Genomic DNA, 20,996 nt, shown 5'->3' with positions numbered 1-20,996 from the left:
CGGTCAACCGTGGGCCGGGTCTCGGCGATGGTGCGGTTGACCCTCGGCAGGTGATTTCATGGCGCCATGGCGAACCCGGTGATCCTGACCGTCGACGACGACCCCGTGGTGTCCCGGGCGGTGGCCCGGGACATCCGGCGCCGCTACGGCGACCGCTACCGGGTGTTGCGGGCGTCCTCCGGGCCGGAGGCGCTGGACGCGCTCCGCGAGGTCAAACTGCGCGGCGAACAGGTGGCGCTGCTGCTGGCCGACCACCGGATGCCGGAGATGACCGGCGTCGAGTTCCTGGAAGCGGCAATGGACATCTTCCCGGCCGCCCGCCGGGTGCTGCTCACCGCGTACGCGGACACCGACGCCGCGATCGAGGCCATCAACGTGGTCGACCTGGACCACTACCTGCTCAAGCCCTGGCACCCACCGGAGGAGAAGCTGTACCCGGTGGTCGACGGGCTGTTGGAGGCGTGGGCGGTCACCCCGGACGCGGCCAGCGCGGAGATCCGGGTCGTCGGGCACCGCTGGTCGGCGCCGTCGTTCAAGGTCCGCGACTTCCTGGCCCGCAACCTGGTGCCGTACCGGTGGCTGTTGTCCGACGATCCGGAGGGCGTCCGGTTGCTCGACGCGGCCGGGGCCACCGAGGCGGACGTGCCGTTGGTGGTGACGCCGGAGGGCAAGGCGTTGGTCGCCCCGAGCGAGGCCGAGTTGGCCGCGCTGGCCGGGTTGACGGTGGTGCCGGCGTGTGATTTCTACGACCTGGTGGTGATCGGCGGTGGCCCCGCCGGTCTCGGCTCGGCGGTGTACGGCGCGTCGGAGGGGCTGCGCACGGTCCTCGTGGAGCGGCGGGCGACCGGCGGTCAGGCCGGGCAGAGCAGCCGTATCGAGAACTACCTGGGCTTCCCGGACGGTGTCTCCGGCGCGCAGTTGACCGATCGGGCCCGGCGGCAGGCGGTCAAGTTCGGCGCCGAGCTGCTCAGCGCCCGGGAGGTGGTTGGCCTCAGCGAGGCCGGTGGTGCCCGGCTGCTGCGCTTCGGCGACGGCACCGAGATCGCCGCGCACACCGTCGTGCTGGCCACCGGCGTGTCGTACCGGGTGCTCGACGCCCCGGGGCTGGCCGACTTCACCGGGCGGGGGGTGTTCTACGGCGCCGCCGCCACCGAGGCGCCGAGCTGCGTCGAGCAGGACGTCTACATCGTCGGCGGGGCGAACTCCGCCGGCCAGGCGGCGGTCCACTTCTCCCGGTACGCGTCGAGGGTGCACCTGCTCATCCGTGGTGCGGACCTGACCGCCTCGATGTCGCGTTACCTGATCGACCAGCTGGAACGGATCGACCGGATCACCGTGCACCCGCACACCGCAGTGGTCGGCGGGGCGGGGGAGGACCACCTGGAACGGCTCACCCTGTGCGACACCCGCACCGGGGAGGCCCACTCGGTCGACACCTCCTGGCTGTTCATCTTCATCGGCGCGGAGCCCCGAACCGACTGGCTGGACGGGGTGCTGGTCCGCGACGACCGTGGTTTCATCGTGACCGGTCCGGATCTGCTCGCCGGAGGGCGGCGGCCGGCCGGCTGGTCGCTGTCGCGCGACCCGTACCACCTGGAGACCAGCGTGCCGGGCGTGTTCGCCGCCGGGGATGTGCGGGCCGAGTCGGTCAAGCGGGTCGCCTCGGCCGTCGGCGAGGGTGCGATGGCGGTGTCGCTGGTGCACCGGTACCTGGAAGCCCAATGAGCCGGGTTTGCGAGCCCCGCAGTCGCGAGCGAAGGAGTCCCTGTGACCACCGAGTCTGATCGGCTGACACCGGCGCAGTTGCGCACTCTGTTCCTGTTCGAGGCGCTCGACGACGGGCAGCTCGACTGGCTGGCCGAGCACGGCCGGGTCGAGCAGCGTGCCGGCGGCACCCTCGTGTACGGCGAGGGTGAGCCCGCGACCTGCTTCTTCGTGCTGGTGCGCGGGGCGGTGGCGTTGAGTCGCCTGGTGCGCGGCGACGACGTCGAGGTCAGCCGGACCGACCAGCGCGGGGTGTACGGCGGGGCCACGCAGGCGTACCTGGGTGACCAGGTCGACCAGATCTACCGCAACAGCCTGCGGGCGGTGACCGACGCGGAGTTCTTCGTGCTGCCGGCGGGGGACTTCGCGTACGCCCTGCGGTCCTGGTTCCCGATGCCCATGCACCTGTTGGAGGGGCTGTTCTTCGGGATGCGGGACAGTCAGGCCATCGTCGGTGAGCGGGAGCGGTTGCTGGCCCTCGGTTCGCTCTCGGCGGGGTTGACCCACGAGCTGAACAATCCGGCCGCGGCGGCGGTGCGGGCCACGTCGGTGCTGCGGGACCGGGTCGCCGGGATGCGGCACAAGCTCGCCATGATCGCCGACGGGCGGCTCGACGGAAGCGCCCTGCACGGCCTGGTCGCCTTGCAGGAGGAGGCGGTCGCCCGGGTGGCCACCGCGCCGAAGCTGACCCCGATGGCCACCGCCGACGCCGAGGACGCCCTCACCGACTGGCTGGAGGACCATGGCGTCGGCGGGGCCTGGGACCTGGCGCCGATCCTGGTCGGCGGTGGGCTCGACGCGGCCTGGCTGGCGCAGGTCAAGGCCGCGGTCGGCGCCGCGGACCTGGAGGCGGCGGTGCGTTGGCTCACCTACACCGTCGACACCGAGCTGCTGATGCGCGAGATCGGCGACGCGGTCACCCGGATCTCCGGGCTCGTGGACGCCGCCAAGCAGTACTCGCAGCTGGATCGCGCGCCGCACCGGGTGGTGGACGTGCACGACCTGCTGGACGCCACGCTGGTGATGTTCAAGGGCAAGATCCCCGCCGAGGTCAAGCTGGCCCGCGAGTACGATCGGGACCTCCCACCGGTCCCGGCGTACGCGGCCGAGCTGAACCAGGTGTGGACCAATCTGATCGACAACGCGTTGGGCGCGATGGGGGAGAAGGGTGTGCTGACCGTCCGCACCGGACGGGTCGGCGACCAACTGGCGGTGGAGATCACCGACACCGGGCCGGGCATCCCGCCGGAGGTGCGTCCGCGCATCTTCGAACCGTTCTTCACCACCAAGCCGGTCGGCGCGGGCACCGGCCTGGGGCTGGACATCTCGTACCGGATCGTTGTGCACAAACACCACGGCGACATCCGGGTGGAGACCGAGCCGGGGCGCACCACCTTCCGGGTCCTCCTGCCGATCACCGAGGACGCACCGCACTGACGTCCGCGCGTCCGTCACGCCGATCTTGCAGTTTCGGTTGTCGATATGCGCGGTACGCCCCCTTGTGTCGGCACAGTAAGTGCAAGATCGCGGGGTGGGGTGGGGCGGGGTGCGGGGTTGTGGGTCAGGCGGGGTGGTTGGGGGTGAGGAAGTCGGCGAGTACCCGGGTGTGGGTGGAGAACGCCAGCTCGACCGGGTCGGTGAGCACCAGCCACTCGGTCGCCTCCTCGGTCGGCGCAGACGGTGGCAGGTCCTCGGCCGCCCGCTCGGGCAGCACTCCGAAGACCATCATCGTGCCGCCTGCCGGTGCGCCGTGCACCGCGAACAGGCGGGCGTCCTCGGCCGCCGCGATCAGGCCGGTCTCCTCCCGCAGCTCACGCACGAGTGCGTCGGACCACTCCTCGCCGTACTCGATGAAGCCGCCGGGCAGCGCGAGCAGGCCGCGGGCCGGCTCGATGTCCCGGCGGACCACCACCACACCCAGGCCCTCGGCCGTGCGGACCGGCAGCACCGCCACCGCCACCGGCAGCGGGTTGCGCCAGACGGTCTCGCCGCAGACCGCGCAGACTCGCGGCCATCCGGCGGTCGCCGGGTAGGCGGCGCCGCAGTAGGAGCAGTGCGAGTACGGCGTGCCGGTCATGCCGCAGCACGTTACCCCGATGCCCGCCCAGACCGCCGCGCCGCCGCTTCGTCTGGCGCTCAGCCCTCCGCGCCGCCGCCTCGCCCGCCGCGCCGCCGCCTCGTCCCGCGCTCAGGCTGCCGGGTCGCCCGTGTAGAAGGCGGTGGTGCGTTCGGCGGCGGCCTTCGCCTCGTCGGCGTCGGTGCCGGCGGCGATGCTCGCTTCGCACCACAGCTGGCTGCTCAGCTCGATGGCCCGTCGTCCCTCGGCGGAGGCGGTCCACTCGGCGCCCTGATCCGGGGTGATCCCGCTGCCGTCGGCGGCCAGGTGCGAGGCGAGGCCGAGCAGCCCGAGGTCCCAGCCGACGCCGACCGCGCCCGGCCCGAACTGGACCCACCGGTCCTGGTCGACGTGCGCGATGTGGTCCAGGTCGAGACGGGCCCGCTCGTCGCCGACCGGGGTGACCCGCACCTCGATCCAGCTCACCTCGCCGCCCATTTCCCAGGTGGCGGTGAAGCGGTGCGGCGGCTCGCAGCTCTCGACGGTGCCGTGGGCGTTGCCCTGGAGCTGGTACGTGCCGCCCAGCCGCAGGTCGCCGGAGATCGGCAGGAACCAGCGCGGGATGCGCTCGGCGCTGGTGCAGGCGTCCCACAGATCCTCGGCCGTCGCCTGGTAGGTCTGGCTGATCGTGGTGACCCGCGCTTCACCGGCTTCCAGGGTGCGGCTGCCGACCTTCCGCTGGACGGCGTTGATCTGCTCGGTGGCGTCGAACATCAGGTGTTCCTCTCGTCGGGTGGGTCGGCGGGCCCGCGCAGCCGACGCTCGCGTCGGCCCCGGGCCAGCTCGGTGGCGAGTGCCGCCAGGGGTGGGGTCCAGAACCGGCGGAAGTGCTCCAGCCAGCCGTCGACCTCGCGCAGTGGGCGTGGGTCGACCGCGTAGAGGCGCCGGGTGCCCTCCGGCCGCACGGTGGCGAAGCCGCTGTCGCGCAACACCTTGAGGTGTTGGGACACGGCGGGTTGGGAGATGCCGAACTCCTCGCGGATGACCGCGCTGACCGCGCCGGCGGTCTGCTCGCCACCGGCGAGCAGTTCCAGGATGCGGCGCCGGACCGGATCGCCCAGCACGTCGAAGGCGTGCACGACGACAGTTGTATCACTGACGGCTTATTTAAGCCAAGTCTGATACTCCGATGAGCTTGTCCAGCCGGATCGGCAGTTCCCGGATCCGTACGCCGGTGGCGTGGTGCACCGCGTTGGCGACCGCCGCCGCGGCGCCGACGATGCCGATCTCGCCGAGGCCCTTCACCCCGGCCGGGTTCAGCTCGTCGTCCCGCTCGTCCAACCAGTACGCCTCGATGGACTCCACGTCCGCGCAGCCTGTGATGTGGTAGGTGGCCAGGTCGTGGTTGACCCAGTCGCCGTACCGCTCGTCGAGCAGGCCCTCCTCGTGCAGCGCCATCGAAAGCCCCATCGTCATGCCGCCGATGAGCTGACTGCGCGCCGTCGTCGGGTTCACCACCCGCCCCGCCGCGAACACCCCGAGCATCCGGTTCAGCCGTACCTCGCCGGTGTCCGCGTCGACCCGTACCTCGACGAAGTGCGCCCCGTACGCGTACCGGGGCAGCGCGGGCTGCCCGCCCACCTCGTCGGCGGTGTCCGCCTCGGCGGTCACCTCGCCGGTCGGCGGCCCGCCGTCGCGCAGTTTCTCGCGCAGCGCCTGAGCGGCGCGTATCACCGCCCAGCTCCAACTGGCGGTGCCCATCGAGCCCCCGGCCACCGGCGCGGTCGGCAGGATGGTGTCGCCGATGTGGATCTCCACTCGCTCCGGCGGCACCCCGAGCGCGTCGGCAGCCACCTGCCAGATCGCCGTCCGGGCGCCGGTGCCGATGTCGGTGGCGTTGATCTGGATCAGGAAGCTCCCGTCGGGTCGGGCGGTGGCCGTCGCCGAGGAAGGCCGGGACCGGGCCGGGTAGCTCGACCCGGCCACCCCTGTGCCGACCAGCCAGCGCCCGTCGCGTCGGGACCGGGGCGACGGGTCACGGCCGGCCCAGCCGAACCGCCGCGCGCCCTCGCGCAGGCAGGCCACCAGGTTGCGGCTGGTGAACGGCCGCCCCTGGTCGGGGTCGACAGCGGTGTCGTTGCGGATGCGCAACTCCACCGGGTCCATGCCCACGGCCATGGCCAGCTCGTCCACCGCGGACTCCAAGGCGTACGCGCCGGGGCACTCCCCGGGGGCGCGCATCCAGAACGGTGTGGGCACGTCGAGGCGGACCAGCCGGTGCGTGGTGCGGCGGTGGGGTGCCGCGTACATGCTGCGGGTGTAGACGGCCGTCTGCTCGGCGAACTCGCGGATGGTCGAGGTCTGGCTGATCGCGTCGTGGCAGATGGCGGTGAGTCGCCCGTCGGCGTCGGAGGCGAGGCGGACCCGCTGGATGGTGGGGGTGCGGTAGCCGATCGGCCCGAAGAGCTGTTGGCGGGTCAGCGCCAGCTTCACCGGTCGGTCCACGTGCCGGGCCGCCAGGGCGGTCAGCACCACCGCGGCCTTGGCGTAGCCCTTGCTGCCGAAACCGCCGCCGACGTGCTCGGTCACGACCCGCACCGACTCCGGGGACACCTCGAACAGCTCTGCGAGGGTGGCCCGCACCGACGACGCGCCCTGGTTGGAGTCGTGCACCAGCAGCCGTCCGTCGTGCCACTGCGCCGTCGTGGCGTGCGGCTCCATCGGGTTGTTGTGGTACGCCGGCGTGCGGTAGGTGACGTCCACCCGCACCGGGGCGGCCGCGTACCCGGCGTCGAAGTCACCCTCGGCGGTGTCCGTCGGATAGCTGGGATTGACCTGGTCCGGCTTGTACAGGCCGGGATGGTCGTCGGTGAGCACGGTGCTGTGTGGGGCGGCGTCGTAGTCGATCCGGACCAGCCGGGCGCCCTCGCGGGCCGCCTCCAGGCTGGTGGCCACCACCACGGCGACGAACTGCCCCCGGTAGTGCACCGTCGGCTCCTGCAACAGCCGCAGCTCCGGCTGCGGGCCGGGCGCCATCCGGGGCGCGTTGCCGTGGTGCAGCACGGCCAGCACACCGGGCGAGGCCAGCGCCTCCGTCGTGTCGATCCGGGTTATCCGGCCCCGCACCACCGCCGACGGCACCGCCCAGCCGTAGGTGACCCCGTCCACCGGGTACTCCACCGCGTACCGGGCCGTGCCGGTGACCTTCGCCGGGCCCTCCAGCCGGGGGTACGCCCGTCCGACCGCCCCGGTGCTCACGACGACGCCAGTTCGGTGAGCGCCCGCACGGTGATGGCCCGGGTCAGTGGCAGCTTGAAGCCGTTGTGTCGTAACGGGCGCGCCTCGGCCAGCTCCGCGTCGGCGGCCCGTGCCGCCAACTCGCGGCTGAACGGACGACCGCGCAGCTCCTCCTCGGCCCGGTACGCCCGCCACGGCCGGTGCGCCACCGCCCCGTACGCCAGCCGCACGTCGCGAACCACGTCCCCGTCGAGGTCCAGCACCGCGGCCACCGAGCCGACGGCGAAGGCGAAGGAGGCCCGGTCGCGCACCTTGAGGTACGTCGAGCGGCGCGCGGCCGGCAGGGGCGGCAGCCGTACGGCGGTGATCAGCGCGCCCCGGGTCACTGTGGTCTCGCGTTCCGGGTGGGTGCCGGGGGAGCGGTAGAAGTCGGCGATCGGGATGTCGCGGGCGCCGTCGGCCTCGTGCACCTCCACCACCGTGTCGAGGGCGGCCAGCGCGACGGCCAGGTCGGACGGGTGGGTGGCCACGCACTGCTCGGACCAGTCCAGCACCGCCAGATCGCGGTTCTGGCCGTGCAGAGCGGCGCAACCGCTGCCCGGCTCTCGTTTGTTGCACGCCTTGCCGGTGTCCTGGAAGTAGACGCAGCGGGTGCGCTGCAACAGGTTGCCGCCGGTGGTGGCCATGTTGCGCAGCTGTCCGGAGGCGGCGGCGAGCAGGGCGCGGGCCAGCACCGGGTAGTCGCGGCGTACCACCGGGTGGGCCGCGAGGTCGCTGTTGCGGACGGTCGCGCCGATCCGCAGCCCACCGTCGGGCAGCCCCTCGACGGTGTCGAGTGGAAGTCGGGTCACGTCCACCAGCACGTCGGGGCGTTGCACCCCGAGCTTCATGAGGTCCACCAGGTTGGTTCCGCCGCCCAGGTAGGCGGCCTGTGGTTCGGCCGCCAGCACGGCGACCGCCTCGGCCACGTCGGCGGGCCGGTGGTAGCGGAACGCCCTCACGAGGACGCCGCCGTCTCGCGCACGGCCGCGACGATGTGCGGGTACGCGGCGCAGCGGCACAGGTTGCCGGCCATCCGCTCGCGAATCTCCGCGTCGGTCAGCTCGGCGGGCGTGTTCAGGTCGTCGGTGACAGCGCTGGGCCAACCTCGGGAGACCTCGTCGAGCATGCCGCGGGCGGAGCAGAGCTGCCCGGGGGTGCAGTAGCCGCACTGGAACGCGTCGTGCGCGATGAAGGCGGCCTGCAACGGGGACAGCTCGTCCGGACCGGCCAGCCCTTCGACGGTCACCACCGACCGGCCGTCCACGGTGACCGCGAAGACCAGACAGCTCTTCACCCGGCGGCCGTCGAGCAGCACCGTGCAGGAGCCGCACTGGCCGTGGTCGCAGCCCTTCTTCGCCCCGGTCAGGTCGAGGTGCTCGCGCAGCGTGTCGAGCAGTGTGGTGCGGTTGTCCAGGGTCACCTCGCGGGACGCGCCGTTGACCTCTACCGTCACCCGGGACGAGTGGCGTTCGTCGATCGTCGTCGCGTTCTCCGGTCCGTCCTGCACCGGCCCAGACTAGCTTTGTCGGTATATCTCAGGGCGAATTACGCAAAGCCTTTCGTACGGGAGGTGACGACGTGACCGCCGGGCTGCTGCTCGCCGCCGGCGCCGGTCGGCGCTACGGCCGGCCGAAGGCGCTGGTCGAGCTGGACGGCGAGCCGCTGGTGCGGCGCGCGATCCGGCTGCTCGGCGACGGCGGCTGCGCACCGGTGCACGTGGTGCTCGGCGCGGGCGCCGACGAGATGCCCGACCTGCCCGGCGCGGTGCCGGTCCGGCACGAGCGCTGGTCCGACGGGCTGGGCTCGTCGCTGCTGCGGGGCCTGGCCTCGCTGCCGGCCGCCGTCCCGGCCGCCGTCGTGGTCCTCGTGGACCAGCCGCTGCTCAGCCCGGTCGCGGTGCGCCGGGTGCGCACGGCGTACGCCGACGGCGCGGCCGTCGCGGTCGCCACCTACGCCGGCCGGCCCGGGCACCCGATCCTGCTGACTCGACGAACCTGGCCGCTGCTGAGCGGGTGCGCCCTCGGCGACCGGGGCGCTCGCGACCTGCTGCGCGACCGGCCGGACCTGGTGGTCGAGGTGCCCTGTGACGACGTCGGGTCCCCGGCCGACGTGGACACCCCGGCCGACCTGCTCCGACTCCGCCCGCTCAGCGGCGGGTCAGCCAGCGGGGCAGCCCCTCGCTGGTGACGGCGTGATAGATGATCATGACGATGACGCCGATCAGGCCCAGCAGCGGGCTGACGAACCAGCCGAGCAGACCGCTGAGCCCGTACAGGATCAGGCCGGTGACCGGTCGCAGCCGCTGCGTACGCACGTACTCGGGGCTGACCCGACGCTCCAGCAGCGCCGGGTGGCGGTGCAGGTAGCCGAAGAACACCAGCCAGGGGGCCGACATCAGGGCCGCGGCCAGCGCGTACAGGGCGACGGCCGCGCGTTGGTCGTCGGTGTCACCGTGGGTGAACGCGGACGCCAGCACCGCGGTGGGGAAGGGGATGATCACCGCGCCGAAGAGCACGCCGAGGTTGATCCAGCTCAGCGTGAGCGTGGTGCCACGGATCAGCCGCAGCAGCGCGTGGTGGTTGAGCCAGAGCACCCCGATGTAGACGAAGGACACCACGAAGGCCAGGTAGGAGGCGCCCTCGCCGAGCAGGCCGGTGAGCAGCTCACCCTCGTGGTATTCGGGCACCCGCAGCTCGATGACCAGCAGCGTGATGACGATGGCGAAGACGCCGTCGCTGAAGGCCGTCATCCGGTCGGTGGCCGACACCCGATCCCTGGGACCGGGCTGCTCGGCCTCGTCTGGTGCTGCGGACATTGCCGCAGGCTAGCCACTCGGCACCGCGGTCGGTGGCGGTTTCGTCCGATCGGGACGGGAACGGCCGCCCAGGGTCGACACCCCGGGCGGCCGCTCGCGCCGCCGGTGTTCAGGCCACCGGCGTCGCGGTGCCGGTGGTGCGGGCGAGTCGCTGGTGGGCGCGGATCAACTCGGCGTAGCGCAGACCGCTGGCCTTCACCGTCCGCCGCTGGGTGGCGTAGTCGACGTGCACCAGCCCGAAGCGCTTGTCGTAGCCGTACGCCCACTCGAAGTTGTCCAGCAGCGACCAGACGAAGTAGCCGTCCAGGGGAACCCCTCGGGCCACCGCCGAGGCGCACGCGGTCAGGTGCTGCTCCAGGTGGTCGGTGCGCTCCTTGTCCTCCACCGTGCCGTCGGCGGTGACCTCGTCCGGCCACGCCGAGCCGCTCTCGGTGACGATGATCCGGCCCGGCCGGTACTCCTCGTGCACGTCGACGAGGAGCCGCTCCAGGCCCGCCGGGTACATCTCCCAGCCCATCGCGGTCTCCACCGAGCCGGGCACCGGCACCTGCCGGGCGTACGGGGCCGCGCCGGTCGGGTCGTCGACCACCAGCTGCCGGAAGTAGTAGTTCACCCCGAGGAAGTCCGTGGGCGTGGCGATCACCGCCAGGTCGTCGCCGCGTACCGGCGGCTCGACCCCGTAGGTGGTGATCATGTCGGCGGGGTAGCCGCGCCCGTGGATCGGGTCCAGCCACCATCTGTTGACGTGCCCGTCGGCCCGGCGGGCCGCCGCGACGTCCTCGGGTCGGTCGGTCGCCGCCTCGATCGGGCTGAGGTTGAGCACCAGACCCACCGAGGCCGGCCGGGCGGCGTTGGCGCGGATCGCCTGGGTGGCCAGCCCGTGCCCGAGCAGCGCGTGGTGCGAGGCGTGCACCGCCCGGGTGAGGTCCCGCTCGCCGGGGGCCATGTTCCCGTCCAGGTGCCCGATCCAGCACACGCAGAGCGGCTCGTTGACAGTGCACCAGTCGGCGACCCGGTCACCGAGGCGGCCGGCGACCACCGCCGCGTAGTCGGCGAACGCCTCGGCGGTGGCGCGCTCCGGCCAACCGCCCCGGTCCTGCAGGACCTGCGGCAGATCCCAGTGGTACAGCGTGACGAACGGCCGGATCCCGTCGGCGAGCAACGTGTCGACGAGCCGGTCGTAGAAGTCCAGCCCGGCGGCGTTGACCCGCCCGACGCCGTCGGGCATGACCCGGGGCCAGGCCACCGAGAAACGGTACGCGTCCACGCCGAGTCGGCGCAGCAGCGCCAGGTCCTCCGGCCACCGGTGGTAGTGGTCGCACGCCACCGCGCCGGTGTCGCCGTTGTCGACGTTGCCGGGGGTCGCCGAGAAGGTGTCCCAGATGGACGGCGCCCGGCCGTCGACGTCGACGGCCCCCTCGATCTGGTACGCCGCCGTGGCGACACCCCAGAGGAAGTCGGGTGGCAGCTTGGACAGGTCGGGCACGGGTCGGTTCTCCTCTGGGGTTGATTGACTCACTTGACCGCGCCGGCGGTGAGGCCGGCGACGAAGTAGCGCTGCAGGGCCAGGAACCCGACGACGACCGGGATGCTGACCACCAGCGAGGCGGCCATGATCTGGTTCCAGTAGACGTTGAACTGGGTGGAGTAGCCCTGCAGGCCGACGGCCAGGGTGCGGCTGCCCTCGTCGGTCATCACCGACGCGAAGAGCACCTCACCCCACGCGGTCATGAACGCGTACACGGTGACCGCGACGACGCCGGGAACGGCGGCCGGCAGGATGACCTGGAACAGGGTGCGCAGCGGACCGGCGCCGTCGACCTGCGCCGCCTCGTCCAGACCCCGGGGGATCGAGTCGAAGTAGCCGACCAGCATCCAGATCGAGAACGGCAGCGAGAAGGTCAGGTACGTGATGACCAGGCCGGTGCGGCTGGCGTACAGCTCGATGCCGGTGGCGTTGCCCAGGTTGACGTAGATGAGGAACAGCGGCAGCAGGAACAGGATGCCGGGGAACATCTGCGTGGACAGCACCGTCACCGAGAAGACACCGCGACCGCGGAACCGGTACCGGCTCACCGCGAACGCGGCGAAGATGGCCACCGCCACCGAGCAGACCGCCGCGATGCTGGACACCACCAGGCTGTTCACCAGGTACCGGGCCAGCGGCACGGTGCTCCACATGTCGATGAACGGTTGCAGGGTGGGCCGGCTGGGCCACCAGGTGAAGCCGTTCTGCACGTCCTGCAACGGCTTCGCCGCCGAGGTGACCATCACGTAGAGCGGGATGACGACGAAGAGGGCGAGCAGGGTCAGCACGATGCGCCGGCCCCAGCGCTCACCGGCGGTCTCACGCATGGTCGTCCCTCCGACGGTTGGTGATCAGCAGGTACGCCGCCGAGACGACCAGCAGGAACAGCAGCAGCGCCACCGACATCGCCGACCCGGAGCCGAAGTCCCAGGTCTTGAAGGAGCTGCGGTAGATGTGGATGGAGATCAGGTCGGCCTGCTCCGGCGCGGAGCCGCCGAACAGCACGAACGGGGTGTTGAAGTCGTTGAACGTCCACAGGAACAGCACCAGCAGCAGCACCAGGTTGACCGGCCGCAGCATCGGCAGGGTGACCGAGCGCAGCCGGCGCCAGAACCCGGCGCCGTCGATCGCGGCGGCCTCGTACAGCTCACCGGGCACGTTCTGCAACCCGGCCATCAGGCACAGGAACGCGAACGGCCAGTTACGCCAGACCGACACCACCAGCAGCGACCAGAAGCTGTTGTCGCCGATCAACCAGAACGGCCGTTCGTTCATCAGCCCGAGCTGGTCCACGAGCACGTGGTTGACCAGGCCGGTGTCGCGTTGCAGCAGAAAGCTCCAGGTGATCACGGCGGCGTAGACCGGCAGCGCGTACGGGGTGAGGAACAGCGCCCGCAGGATCGCCCGTCCACGGAACGGCCGTTGCAGGACGACCGCCGCCGAGATGCCGAGCAGCCAGGCGAAGCCGACCGAGAGCAGGCTGTAGGCCAGGGTGATCCAGAACGAGTGCAGCAGTTCCTTGCCGGCGGCGCTGTTCAGGTCGAGCGTCGCCCGGTAGTTCTCCAGCCCGATGAAGGGCGCTGTGGACCAGTCGCGGATGTGGAACTGGGTCAGCTCCAGCAGGCTCATCCAGACCCCGACGACCATGGGGATCACGTGGATGGCGAGTTCCAGCACGATGGCCGGTGCGAGCAGCAGGTACGGCAGGAGCGAGCGGCGGGGGCCGCGGGGCCGGCGGGCCGACCCCCGGGTCGGCGACCCGGCCCGGGGTTCGCGCCGGTCGGCGTCCGGCGCGGTGGTGCTGGTTGCCATCGGGGTCCTCTCGGAGGCGGTGGCCGTGGCCGGGCTCAGCGCCCGACCACGGCCACCGGTGACGCCTGGGTCAGCGCATCTTCTGCTGCGCGTCGGTCAGCTTGGCCTTCACCGACTCCTCGGTGACCGGCTTGCCGCTGGCCGCGTCGGCGAACAACTCCTTCATCGCGGTGCCGACCAGGGTCTCGAAGGTGCTCTCATCGGGCACCTGCGGCAGCGGGGCCGCCGTGGTGACCAGGGTCTCCTGGATGGTCTTCTGCTCAGGGGCACTGAACGCCGGGTCGGAGGCCGCGGTCTTCACCGCCGGCAGCGAGCCGTACGTCTTGTTGAGGATCGTCTGCTCCTCATCGCTGGTCATGAACTTGACGAAGCTCAGGGCGCCGTCCTTGTTCTTGGTGTGCTTGAAGACCGCCATGTTGATCCCGGCGACCATGCTGTTGACCTTCTTGCCGCCGGCCGGCGGGCTGGCCAGGAACGGCACCGGGGCCACCCCGTACGCGTCGGCGGGCATGTTCTGCGTCTTCAGGTTCGACCCGGCGGACTGCCACAGCAGCATGGCGGCCTTGCCGTTGGCGAAGTCGGAGACCGACTGGTTCTGCGCGTACTCGGCGTTGCTCGGGTTGGTGATCTTGTCGGCGGCCATGAAGTCGATGTACCGCTTGATCGCCGAGACGTTCTGCGGGGTGTCGAAGGTCGGCTTGCCGGCCGAGTCGAACCACTCGCCGCCGTACTGCTGGCTGAAGGTGAAGGCGTGGTGGGCGTTCTCCGACGGGTTGGCGCCCTCGATCGCCAGGCCCCACTTGCCGCCGGTGCTCAGCTTCTTGCCGTACTCGGCGAGCTGCTCCCAGGTGGTCGGCGGCGCGGTGATGCCGGCGTCGGCGAACGACTTCTTGTTGTAGTACAGGCTGTACGCCATGGAGTAGAGCGGCACGGCGGCCGGCGGCTTGCCGGGCGCGCCGGCGGCGGCGAGCGCGGCGGGCACGATCCGGTCCTTGCCGCCGACGGCCTGCAGTGCGGCGTCGTCGAACTCGACCAGCGCACCGGTGGCCTGCAACGACGCCGACCAGGTGTTGCCGATGTTGACCACGTCCGGGCCCTTGCCGGAGGCGGCGGCGGCCAGCAGGCGGTTGAGCAGATCCGACCATGGGACCACCTCGACGGTGACCTTGATCCCGGTCTGCTTCTCGAACTTGTCCAGCTCCGGCTGGAGGATGGTCTTGTCGGCCTCCAGGCTGGCGCCCTGGTTGCTGGCCCAGTAGGTGAGCGTCTTGGGCGATGCGGCGGAGTCGTCGCCGGAGCCTCCGCAGGCGGTCAGCGAGGCGGCCGCCAGTACGGCGGCGGTGAATATCCCGAGGTGTCGTCTCGACACGGGTCAGCCCTTCCGGTGCGTGGTGGGGGTCCGCCGACCTTCGTCACCGATAGGGGTCGGGCGACGGGGGTCGGCTGCGGACAGGGTTCGGGGGGGCGCCGTCGGGGTCCGTCGGCGTTTCCCGGGAGTTACATCACGGCTTAATTTATGTCGTCATTAAAGTTGCTGGTCGGTGGGTCGTCAAGCACGAGGCGGTTACAGTCGCCTCGAACTCCCCGACGGGAACGAGGTGACGAGTGGAGCTGGCGCGAGCCACCAACCGCAGCGTGCGGTTGCGCAACCGGTCCGCCCTGCTGACCAAGCTCTTCCTGGACGGCCCGCTCACCCGGCAGGACCTGGTGCGCAGCACCGGGCTGAGCCAACCCGCGGTCAGCAACGTGGTGGCCGACATGATCGACGAAGGGCTGGTCGCCGAGGCCGGCGCCGCCGAGTCCGACGGCGGCCGGCCCAGCATGCTGCTGCGGATCGCGCCCCGCTTCGCCTTCCTGATCGGCGTGGACGTCGGCGAGACCCGGGTCCGGGTGGAGCTGTTCGACTTCGCGATGACCCTGCTGGCCAGCGTCGAGTATCCGCTCGACCCGGCCCGCACCGAGCCCGGCCTGGTGGCCGGGCACGTCCTGGCCGGCATCGACGCGGTCACCGGCCAGGCCGGGGTGGCCCCGAGCGACGTGCTCGGCGTCGGCATCGGCGTCTCCGGCGTGGTCGAGCAGGGCACCCAGGCCGTCGTGCACGCCCAGGCCCTCGGCTGGGACCGGGTGCCGCTGGAGCGTCTGATCGGCGCCGGCACCGAGCTGCCACTGCACATCGACAACGGCGCGAAGACTCTCGGCCAGGCCGAGATGTGGTTCGGTGCCGGCCGTGGCGCCCGACACGCCGTCTTCGCGTTGGTCGGCTCCGGGGTGGGCGCGTCGGTGGTGACCAACGGCGCCACCTACCGGGGCGCGTCCAGCAGCGCGGGGGAGTGGGGGCACACCACCCTGGTGTACGGCGGTCGGGTCTGCCGGTGCGGCGCGCGCGGTTGCCTGGAGGCGTACGTGGGGGCGGAGGCGATCATCGACCGCTACCGGGAGGCACGTCGGGGTCGACCGGTGCCGGGCGAGGACGAGGAGTCCCAGATCGCCGCGCTGGTCGCCGCCGCCGAGACCTCGGCCACCGCCCGACGGGTACTGGAGGACACCGCCGGCTACCTCGGCGCCGGGGTGGCCAACCTGATCAACCTGTTCAACCCGGAGCGCGTGGTGCTCGGCGGCTGGGCGGCGATGGCCCTCGGCGACCTGCTGCCGGCCGTTCGGGAGGCGGCCGGTCGGCAGGCGCTGCGCCAGCCGTACGAGCAGGCGTCGATCGAGCTGTGCCGGCTCGGGGTGGACGCGGTGGCGCTGGGCGCGGCCACCCTCCCGATCGCGCGCTTCCTCACCGAGGGTGGCATCCGCCGCTGAGCGGGGACGACGTCAACGCCGCCGGCAAATTACGCAAAAAAGATCCTCGGGATAAATAACGAAGTTATAGATCGATGTCTTGACGCCGTCGCAATCTCGCCGCAACACTCCTACGAGAGCGCTCTCCGACCCGCGACGCCGCATCGGCGGCACCACCCACGGCGCCACGGGGCGAGCCGATCCCATCCGCGCGGCACCCCCGTAACCCCCTATCGACAGGCGATGTCATGACATCTCGTGCAACATCCGTACGCCCGCGTCCTCGACCCGCCGTCCGGCACCTGCTCGTCGGGCTCACCGTGGCCCTGGTCGCGGCGCTCACCCCGACCGGTGCCACCGCGCCCGCGCAGGCCGCGCCGACCCTGCTGTCCCAGGGCCGCCCCGCCACCGCCTCGTCCAGCGAGAACGCCGGCACCCCGGCCTCCGCGGCCGTCGACGGCAACACCGGCACCCGCTGGGCCAGCGCGTTCAGCGACCCGCAGTGGCTCCAGGTCGACCTGGGCGCCCGGGCCACCATCAGCCAGGTGAACCTGCTCTGGGAGGGCGCCTACGGCCGGGCCTTCCAACTCGAGACCTCCGACGACGGGGCCACCTGGACGACGATCTACTCGACCACCAGCGGCACCGGCGGCACCCAGAACCTCACAGTCACCGGCGCCGGCCGCTACGTCCGGATGAACGGCACCGCCCGGGGTACCGGCTACGGCTACTCGCTCTGGGAGTTCCAGGTGTACGGCGAGACCGGCGGCACCACGCCGACCTGCGGCAGCACCAACGTCGCGCAGGGCAGCCCGGCGACCGCGTCGTCCAGCCAGGACGCCGGTCTCGCGGCATCCGCGGCGGTCGACGGCAACACGGGCACCCGCTGGGCCAGCGTCGCAAGCGACCCGCAGTGGCTGCGCGTCGACCTCGGCAGCACCCGCACCATCTGCCGGGTGGTGCTCACCTGGGAGGCCGCGTACGCCCGGGCCTTCCAGCTCCAGACCTCGGCCGACGGGGCCACCTGGACCACGATCTACTCCACCACCACGGCCACCGGCGGCACGCAGTCCCTCACCGTCACGGGCAGCGGGCGCTACCTGCGGATGTACGGCACCGCCCGGGGCACCGCCTACGGCTACTCGCTGTGGGAGCTGGCGGTGAACACCACCGGCGGTGGGACCGGCGAGCCCCCGGTCGACACGACCGACCCGCGCAACCCGAACCTCGGGCCGAACACGTTCGTCTTCGACCCGAGCACGCCGACGTCGACCATCCAGAGTCGACTGAACACCCTCTTCACCCAGCAGGAGACCAACCAGTTCGGCCCGCAGCGCTACGCGGTGCTGTTCAAGCCCGGCACCTACACCGCCGACGTCAACCTCGGCTTCTTCACCCAGGTCGCCGGCCTCGGCATGAGCCCCGACGACGTCAACCTCAACGGCCACGTGCGTGCCGAGGCGTTCTGGTTCGGCGGCAACGCCACCCAGAACTTCTGGCGGGCCGCCGAGAACCTGTCGGTCACCCTGCCCGCCGGGCAGACCGTGGAGCGCTGGGCGGTGTCCCAGGCGGCGCCGTACCGGCGGATGCACCTGCGCGGCGCGCAGAACCAGATCCAGCTCTGGAATGGTGGCGACGGCTGGTCCAGCGGTGGCCTGATGGCCGACACCCGCATCGACGGCCTGGTCGTCTCCGGCTCGCAGCAGCAGTGGTACTCCCGCAACAGCGAGTTCGGCAACGGCTGGACCGGCTCGGTGTGGAACATGGTCTTCCAGGGCGTCAACGGCGCTCCCGCGCCGAGTTTCCCCAACCCGTCGCACACCGTCATCCCGCAGACGCCGCAGGTCCGGGAGAAGCCGTTCCTGTACGTCGACGGCAGCGGTGAGTACCGGGTCTTCGTGCCGGCGCTACGCACCAACTCGACCGGCACCAGCTGGTACAACAAGACCCCGGCCGGCTCGTCCATCTCGCTGTCGCAGTTCTACGTGGTCCAGCCCGGCACCAGCGCCGCCACCATCAACGCGGCCCTCGCCCAGGGGCGGCACCTGCTCTTCACCCCGGGCGTGCACCGCGTCACCGAGCCGATCCAGGTCAACCGGGCCGACACTGTCGTCCTCGGTCTCGGCCTGGCCACCATCCAGGCCGACAACGGCGCGGTGGGCATGCGGGTGGCCGATGTGGACGGCGTGAAGGTGGCCGGCATCATGTTCGAGGCCGGCACGACGAACTCGCCGGTGCTGATGGAGGTCGGGCCCTCCGGCTCCTCCGCGAGCCACGCCACGAACCCGACCTCGCTGCACGACGTGTTCTTCCGCATCGGTGGGCCGCACGTCGGCAAGGCCACCAACACGCTGACGGTCAACAGCGACAACGTGATCGGCGACCACATGTGGTTGTGGCGGGCTGACCACGCCGCCAGCGGCGTGCCGACCGGCTGGACGCTGAACACCGCCGACACCGGCCTCACCGTCAACGGCGACAACGTCACCATGTACGGCCTCTTCGTCGAGCACTATCAGAAGTACCAGACGATCTGGAACGGCAACGGCGGCCGGACGTACTTCTACCAGAACGAACTGCCGTACGACCCGCCCAACCAGGCGGCCTGGATGAACGGGTCGACCCGGGGCTACGCCGCGTACAAGGTCGCTGATTCGGTGACCAGCCACCAGGCGTTCGGGCTGGGCAGCTACAGCTACTTCAACGTCAATCCCGCCGTCGTGGAGGAGCGGGCCTTCGAGGTGCCCAACAACCCGAACGTGCGCTTCACCAACATGGTCACCGTCTCGCTCGGTGGCGTCGGCACCATCAACCGGGTGATCAACAACGCTGGTGGCACCGCGAACGCGGCCAACCAGCAGGTGTACCTGACCACCTACCCCTGACCGGGGCACCCGCGTCGGCCCGGTCCTCCGAGACCGGGTCGGCCGGGTAGCACCCAGGGCCGTGGCCGGCCCGGTCCCGCCGAGACCGGGCCGGCTGCGGTCGTGCCGCTCAGTCGGCCAGCACGTCGGCCGCCGCCCGTTCACCGGCGCGCACCGCGCCCTCCAGGTAGCCAGTCCAGCGGGTCGCCGTCTCGGTGCCCGCCCAGCGCCGACCGTCGCAGGCATGGCTACCGGCCCCGGCCACGGCACTGACGGACCGTACCCCCGTCCTTCGTCCTTTGCTCTGCACCCGCCGACGCACCACCCGGGCCTTGGCACCGTCGCCTCCGCGGGTGCAGAGCAAAGCGCACGCCGACCACGGGGCCGGGTCCGCCGCCGAGAATGTTCCGCCGGCCTGTCGATCTGGGCGGCGGCCGATCGTGTGGAGGATGAGAGGTCGGCGACGGGCCGGCCCCCGGGAGGAGGAACGATGACGCTGTACCTGCTCAGCCTTCATCAGCCGCAGGGTGAGCTGCCCCCGGCCCCGGAGTTTCTGGCCGGGGTGATGCGTCAGCTCGGCGAGCTGCGCGACGAGTTGGCGTCCACCGGGTCGTGGGTCTTCGGGCAGGGCCTGCACGGCCCGGAGACCGCCACCGTGCTGCGTCCCCGCGACGGCGAGGTGCTCATCACCGACGGACCGTTCGTGGAGGGCAAGGAATACCTGGGCGGCATCACGATCATCGACGTGCCGGATCTGGACGCCGCCCTGCACTGGGGTCGCCGTTACGCGCTGGCCACCACCCTGCCGATCGAGGTGCGCCCCTTCCAGGGTGGGGCCGGAGACTGATTGTGCCGGACGTGGAGTCGGTGTTCCGTGCGGAGTACGGCCGCGCGGTCGCCGTCCTGGTTCGCCTCCTCGGCGACATCGACCTCGCCGAGGAGGCCGTCCAGGAGGCTTTCGTCGTCGCGGTGTCGCGCTGGCCGACGACCGGCCTGCCGCCCAGTCCGGCCGGCTGGATCATCACCACGGCCCGGAACCGGGCGATCGACCGGCTGCGCCGCGACGCGTCCCGGGTCGACCGGCACGCCCAGGCGGCTCTGTTGTTCGCCGCCGACAGCCCCGTCGAGGAGGGACCGGTGCACGACGACCGGCTACGGCTGATCTTCACCTGCTGCCATCCGGCGCTCGCCCCGAGCACCCGGGTCGCCCTCACCCTGCGGCTGCTCGGCGGACTGAGCACCGCCGAGATCGCCCGAGCCTTCGTGGTGCCGGAGCCGACGATGGCGCAGCGGCTGGTCCGCGCCAAGTCGAAGATCCGCAACGCGGGGATCCCGTACCGGGTGCCCCGCGACTCCGACCTGCCCGCCCGGCTGCACGGCGTCCTCGCGGTGCTCTACCTGATCTTCAACGAGGGGTACACGGCCAGCGCCGGCCCGCACCTGGTCCGCGCCGAGCTGTGCGCCGAGGCGATCCGGTTGACCAGGCTGCTGGTCGAGCTGATGCCGGACGAGCCGGAGGCGCTCGGTCTGCTCGCGTTGATGCTCCTGACCGAGGCCCGCCGGGCGGCGCGGACCACCGCCGACGGCGACCTGGTGCCGCTGGCCAAGCAGGACCGGCGCGGATGGGACAGCGCCCTGATCGCCGAAGGCCAGGCACTGGTGCGCCGCTGCCTGCGCCGCGACCGGCCGGGCCCGTACCAGATCCAGGCCGCGATCGCCGCTGTGCACAGCGCCGCGCGGCGCGCCGCCGACACGGACTGGGCGCAGATCCTTCAGCTGTACGACCAGCTGACGGCCGTCGCCCCCAGCCCGGTGGTGGCGCTGAACCGGGCGGTCGCGCTCGCTGAGCTGTCCGGACCGGCGCTCGCGCTGACCGAGGTGGACCGCCTCGACCTGGTCCGCTACCACGTCTACCACGTGGTCCGCGCCGACCTGCTGGCCCGGCTCGACCGGGGTGGGGAGGCCGTCGAGGCGTACCGGACGGCCGTCGCCCTGACGGACAACGCGGCCGAACGGGCCTTTCTCACCGCACGCGCGGCGGCCCTGGCGACGCCCTGACGTGCGTTTGCCGCAGGGGCGGCCGGGAACCCGAGG

At 71.7% G+C, this 20,996-nt stretch carries 19 protein-coding genes; 7 read left to right on the top strand and 12 right to left on the bottom strand.

Annotated features, from left to right (window positions below):
• Positions 1-66: 66 nt before the first annotated feature.
• Both ACIA47_RS01275 and ACIA47_RS01270 read left to right on the top strand, forming a co-directional pair.
• Positions 67-1,725, top strand: coding sequence for an FAD-dependent oxidoreductase (locus ACIA47_RS01275; protein WP_203126821.1), 1,659 nt, complete (start codon positions 67-69; stop codon positions 1,723-1,725).
• Positions 1,726-1,767: 42 nt separating this feature from the next.
• A complete protein-coding gene (locus tag ACIA47_RS01270; RefSeq protein WP_396704430.1) occupies positions 1,768-3,201 on the top strand; it encodes an ATP-binding protein in 1,434 nt (477 codons plus the stop codon).
• A gap of 124 nt (positions 3,202-3,325) precedes the next feature.
• Here ACIA47_RS01270 and ACIA47_RS01265 read toward each other — a convergent pair whose 3' ends face one another.
• The 6 genes from ACIA47_RS01265 to ACIA47_RS01240 form a co-directional block, all read right to left on the bottom strand.
• Entirely contained in the window at positions 3,326-3,841 is a 516-nt protein-coding gene (locus tag ACIA47_RS01265; protein ID WP_396704427.1) for an NUDIX domain-containing protein, read from the bottom strand.
• Positions 3,842-3,952: 111 nt separating this feature from the next.
• A complete protein-coding gene (locus tag ACIA47_RS01260; protein WP_396704425.1) occupies positions 3,953-4,594 on the bottom strand; it encodes an SRPBCC family protein in 642 nt (213 codons plus the stop codon).
• Positions 4,594-4,959 (bottom strand): metalloregulator ArsR/SmtB family transcription factor, encoded by a 366-nt coding sequence (locus ACIA47_RS01255; RefSeq protein ID WP_203122176.1) that lies wholly within the window; start codon positions 4,957-4,959, stop codon positions 4,594-4,596. Before ACIA47_RS01255 ends, ACIA47_RS01260 begins: the two co-directional genes overlap by 1 nt.
• Before the next feature lie 28 nt (positions 4,960-4,987).
• Positions 4,988-7,078, bottom strand: coding sequence for a xanthine dehydrogenase family protein molybdopterin-binding subunit (locus tag ACIA47_RS01250; protein WP_203122175.1), 2,091 nt, complete (start codon positions 7,076-7,078; stop codon positions 4,988-4,990).
• The gene (locus ACIA47_RS01245) at positions 7,075-8,058 is read right to left on the bottom strand and encodes an FAD binding domain-containing protein (protein ID WP_396704422.1); all 984 of its coding nucleotides are present in this window, start codon (positions 8,056-8,058) and stop codon (positions 7,075-7,077) included. The genes ACIA47_RS01250 and ACIA47_RS01245 overlap by 4 nt, the downstream gene beginning before the upstream one ends.
• Complete coding sequence (locus tag ACIA47_RS01240; protein ID WP_181539332.1) at positions 8,055-8,552, bottom strand: 2Fe-2S iron-sulfur cluster-binding protein; 498 nt, start codon at positions 8,550-8,552, stop codon at positions 8,055-8,057. The genes ACIA47_RS01245 and ACIA47_RS01240 overlap by 4 nt, the downstream gene beginning before the upstream one ends.
• A 125-nt stretch (positions 8,553-8,677) precedes the next feature.
• Here ACIA47_RS01240 and ACIA47_RS01235 point away from each other — a divergent pair, with 125 nt between their 5' ends.
• Positions 8,678-9,286 carry an NTP transferase domain-containing protein gene (locus tag ACIA47_RS01235; RefSeq protein WP_396704420.1) on the top strand — a complete coding sequence of 203 codons (609 nt, stop codon included), beginning with the start codon at positions 8,678-8,680 and terminating at the stop codon, positions 9,284-9,286.
• Here ACIA47_RS01235 and ACIA47_RS01230 read toward each other — a convergent pair.
• The 5 genes from ACIA47_RS01230 to ACIA47_RS01210 all read right to left on the bottom strand — a co-directional run bounded on the left by ACIA47_RS01230 (position 9,246) and on the right by ACIA47_RS01210 (position 14,623).
• On the bottom strand, positions 9,246-9,914 hold the full coding sequence (locus ACIA47_RS01230) for a TMEM175 family protein (protein ID WP_396704418.1): 669 nt from the start codon (positions 9,912-9,914) through the stop codon (positions 9,246-9,248). The genes ACIA47_RS01235 and ACIA47_RS01230 overlap by 41 nt on opposite strands.
• A 109-nt stretch (positions 9,915-10,023) precedes the next feature.
• The gene (locus ACIA47_RS01225) at positions 10,024-11,400 is read right to left on the bottom strand and encodes a GH1 family beta-glucosidase (protein WP_396704416.1); all 1,377 of its coding nucleotides are present in this window, start codon (positions 11,398-11,400) and stop codon (positions 10,024-10,026) included.
• Between the two features lie 29 nt (positions 11,401-11,429).
• Positions 11,430-12,269 carry a carbohydrate ABC transporter permease gene (locus ACIA47_RS01220; RefSeq protein WP_203122170.1) on the bottom strand — a complete coding sequence of 280 codons (840 nt, stop codon included), beginning with the start codon at positions 12,267-12,269 and terminating at the stop codon, positions 11,430-11,432.
• Positions 12,262-13,254 (bottom strand): carbohydrate ABC transporter permease, encoded by a 993-nt coding sequence (locus ACIA47_RS01215; protein ID WP_396704414.1) that lies wholly within the window; start codon positions 13,252-13,254, stop codon positions 12,262-12,264. Before ACIA47_RS01215 ends, ACIA47_RS01220 begins: the two co-directional genes overlap by 8 nt.
• Before the next feature lie 70 nt (positions 13,255-13,324).
• The gene (locus ACIA47_RS01210) at positions 13,325-14,623 is read right to left on the bottom strand and encodes a sugar ABC transporter substrate-binding protein (RefSeq protein WP_203122165.1); all 1,299 of its coding nucleotides are present in this window, start codon (positions 14,621-14,623) and stop codon (positions 13,325-13,327) included.
• 236 nt (positions 14,624-14,859) lie between these two features.
• Here ACIA47_RS01210 and ACIA47_RS01205 point away from each other — a divergent pair, with 236 nt between their 5' ends.
• Both ACIA47_RS01205 and ACIA47_RS01200 read left to right on the top strand, forming a co-directional pair.
• A complete protein-coding gene (locus ACIA47_RS01205) occupies positions 14,860-16,059 on the top strand; it encodes an ROK family transcriptional regulator (protein WP_203122163.1) in 1,200 nt (399 codons plus the stop codon).
• A 227-nt stretch (positions 16,060-16,286) separates the two neighbouring features.
• Positions 16,287-18,923 (top strand): discoidin domain-containing protein, encoded by a 2,637-nt coding sequence (locus tag ACIA47_RS01200; protein WP_396704411.1) that lies wholly within the window; start codon positions 16,287-16,289, stop codon positions 18,921-18,923.
• A gap of 109 nt (positions 18,924-19,032) precedes the next feature.
• Here the strand turns inward: ACIA47_RS01200 and ACIA47_RS01195 are convergent, their stop codons facing one another.
• Positions 19,033-19,167, bottom strand: a complete 135-nt coding sequence (locus tag ACIA47_RS01195; protein ID WP_396704409.1) for an FAD-dependent oxidoreductase — start codon at positions 19,165-19,167, stop codon at positions 19,033-19,035.
• Between the two features lie 225 nt (positions 19,168-19,392).
• On the opposite strand from ACIA47_RS01195, the gene ACIA47_RS01190 reads away from it, so the two are divergent.
• Both ACIA47_RS01190 and ACIA47_RS01185 read left to right on the top strand, forming a co-directional pair.
• Positions 19,393-19,749 (top strand): YciI family protein, encoded by a 357-nt coding sequence (locus ACIA47_RS01190; protein ID WP_203122161.1) that lies wholly within the window; start codon positions 19,393-19,395, stop codon positions 19,747-19,749.
• A gap of 2 nt (positions 19,750-19,751) precedes the next feature.
• Positions 19,752-20,960, top strand: coding sequence for an RNA polymerase sigma factor (locus tag ACIA47_RS01185; protein WP_396704406.1), 1,209 nt, complete (start codon positions 19,752-19,754; stop codon positions 20,958-20,960).
• Positions 20,961-20,996 lie beyond the last annotated feature (36 nt).

The sequence above is a fragment of the Micromonospora sp. NPDC051227 genome (assembly GCF_044455385.1).
Classification (GTDB): Bacteria; Actinomycetota; Actinomycetes; order Mycobacteriales; family Micromonosporaceae; genus Micromonospora.
This window is presented reverse-complemented; position numbering and strand designations above follow the sequence as displayed.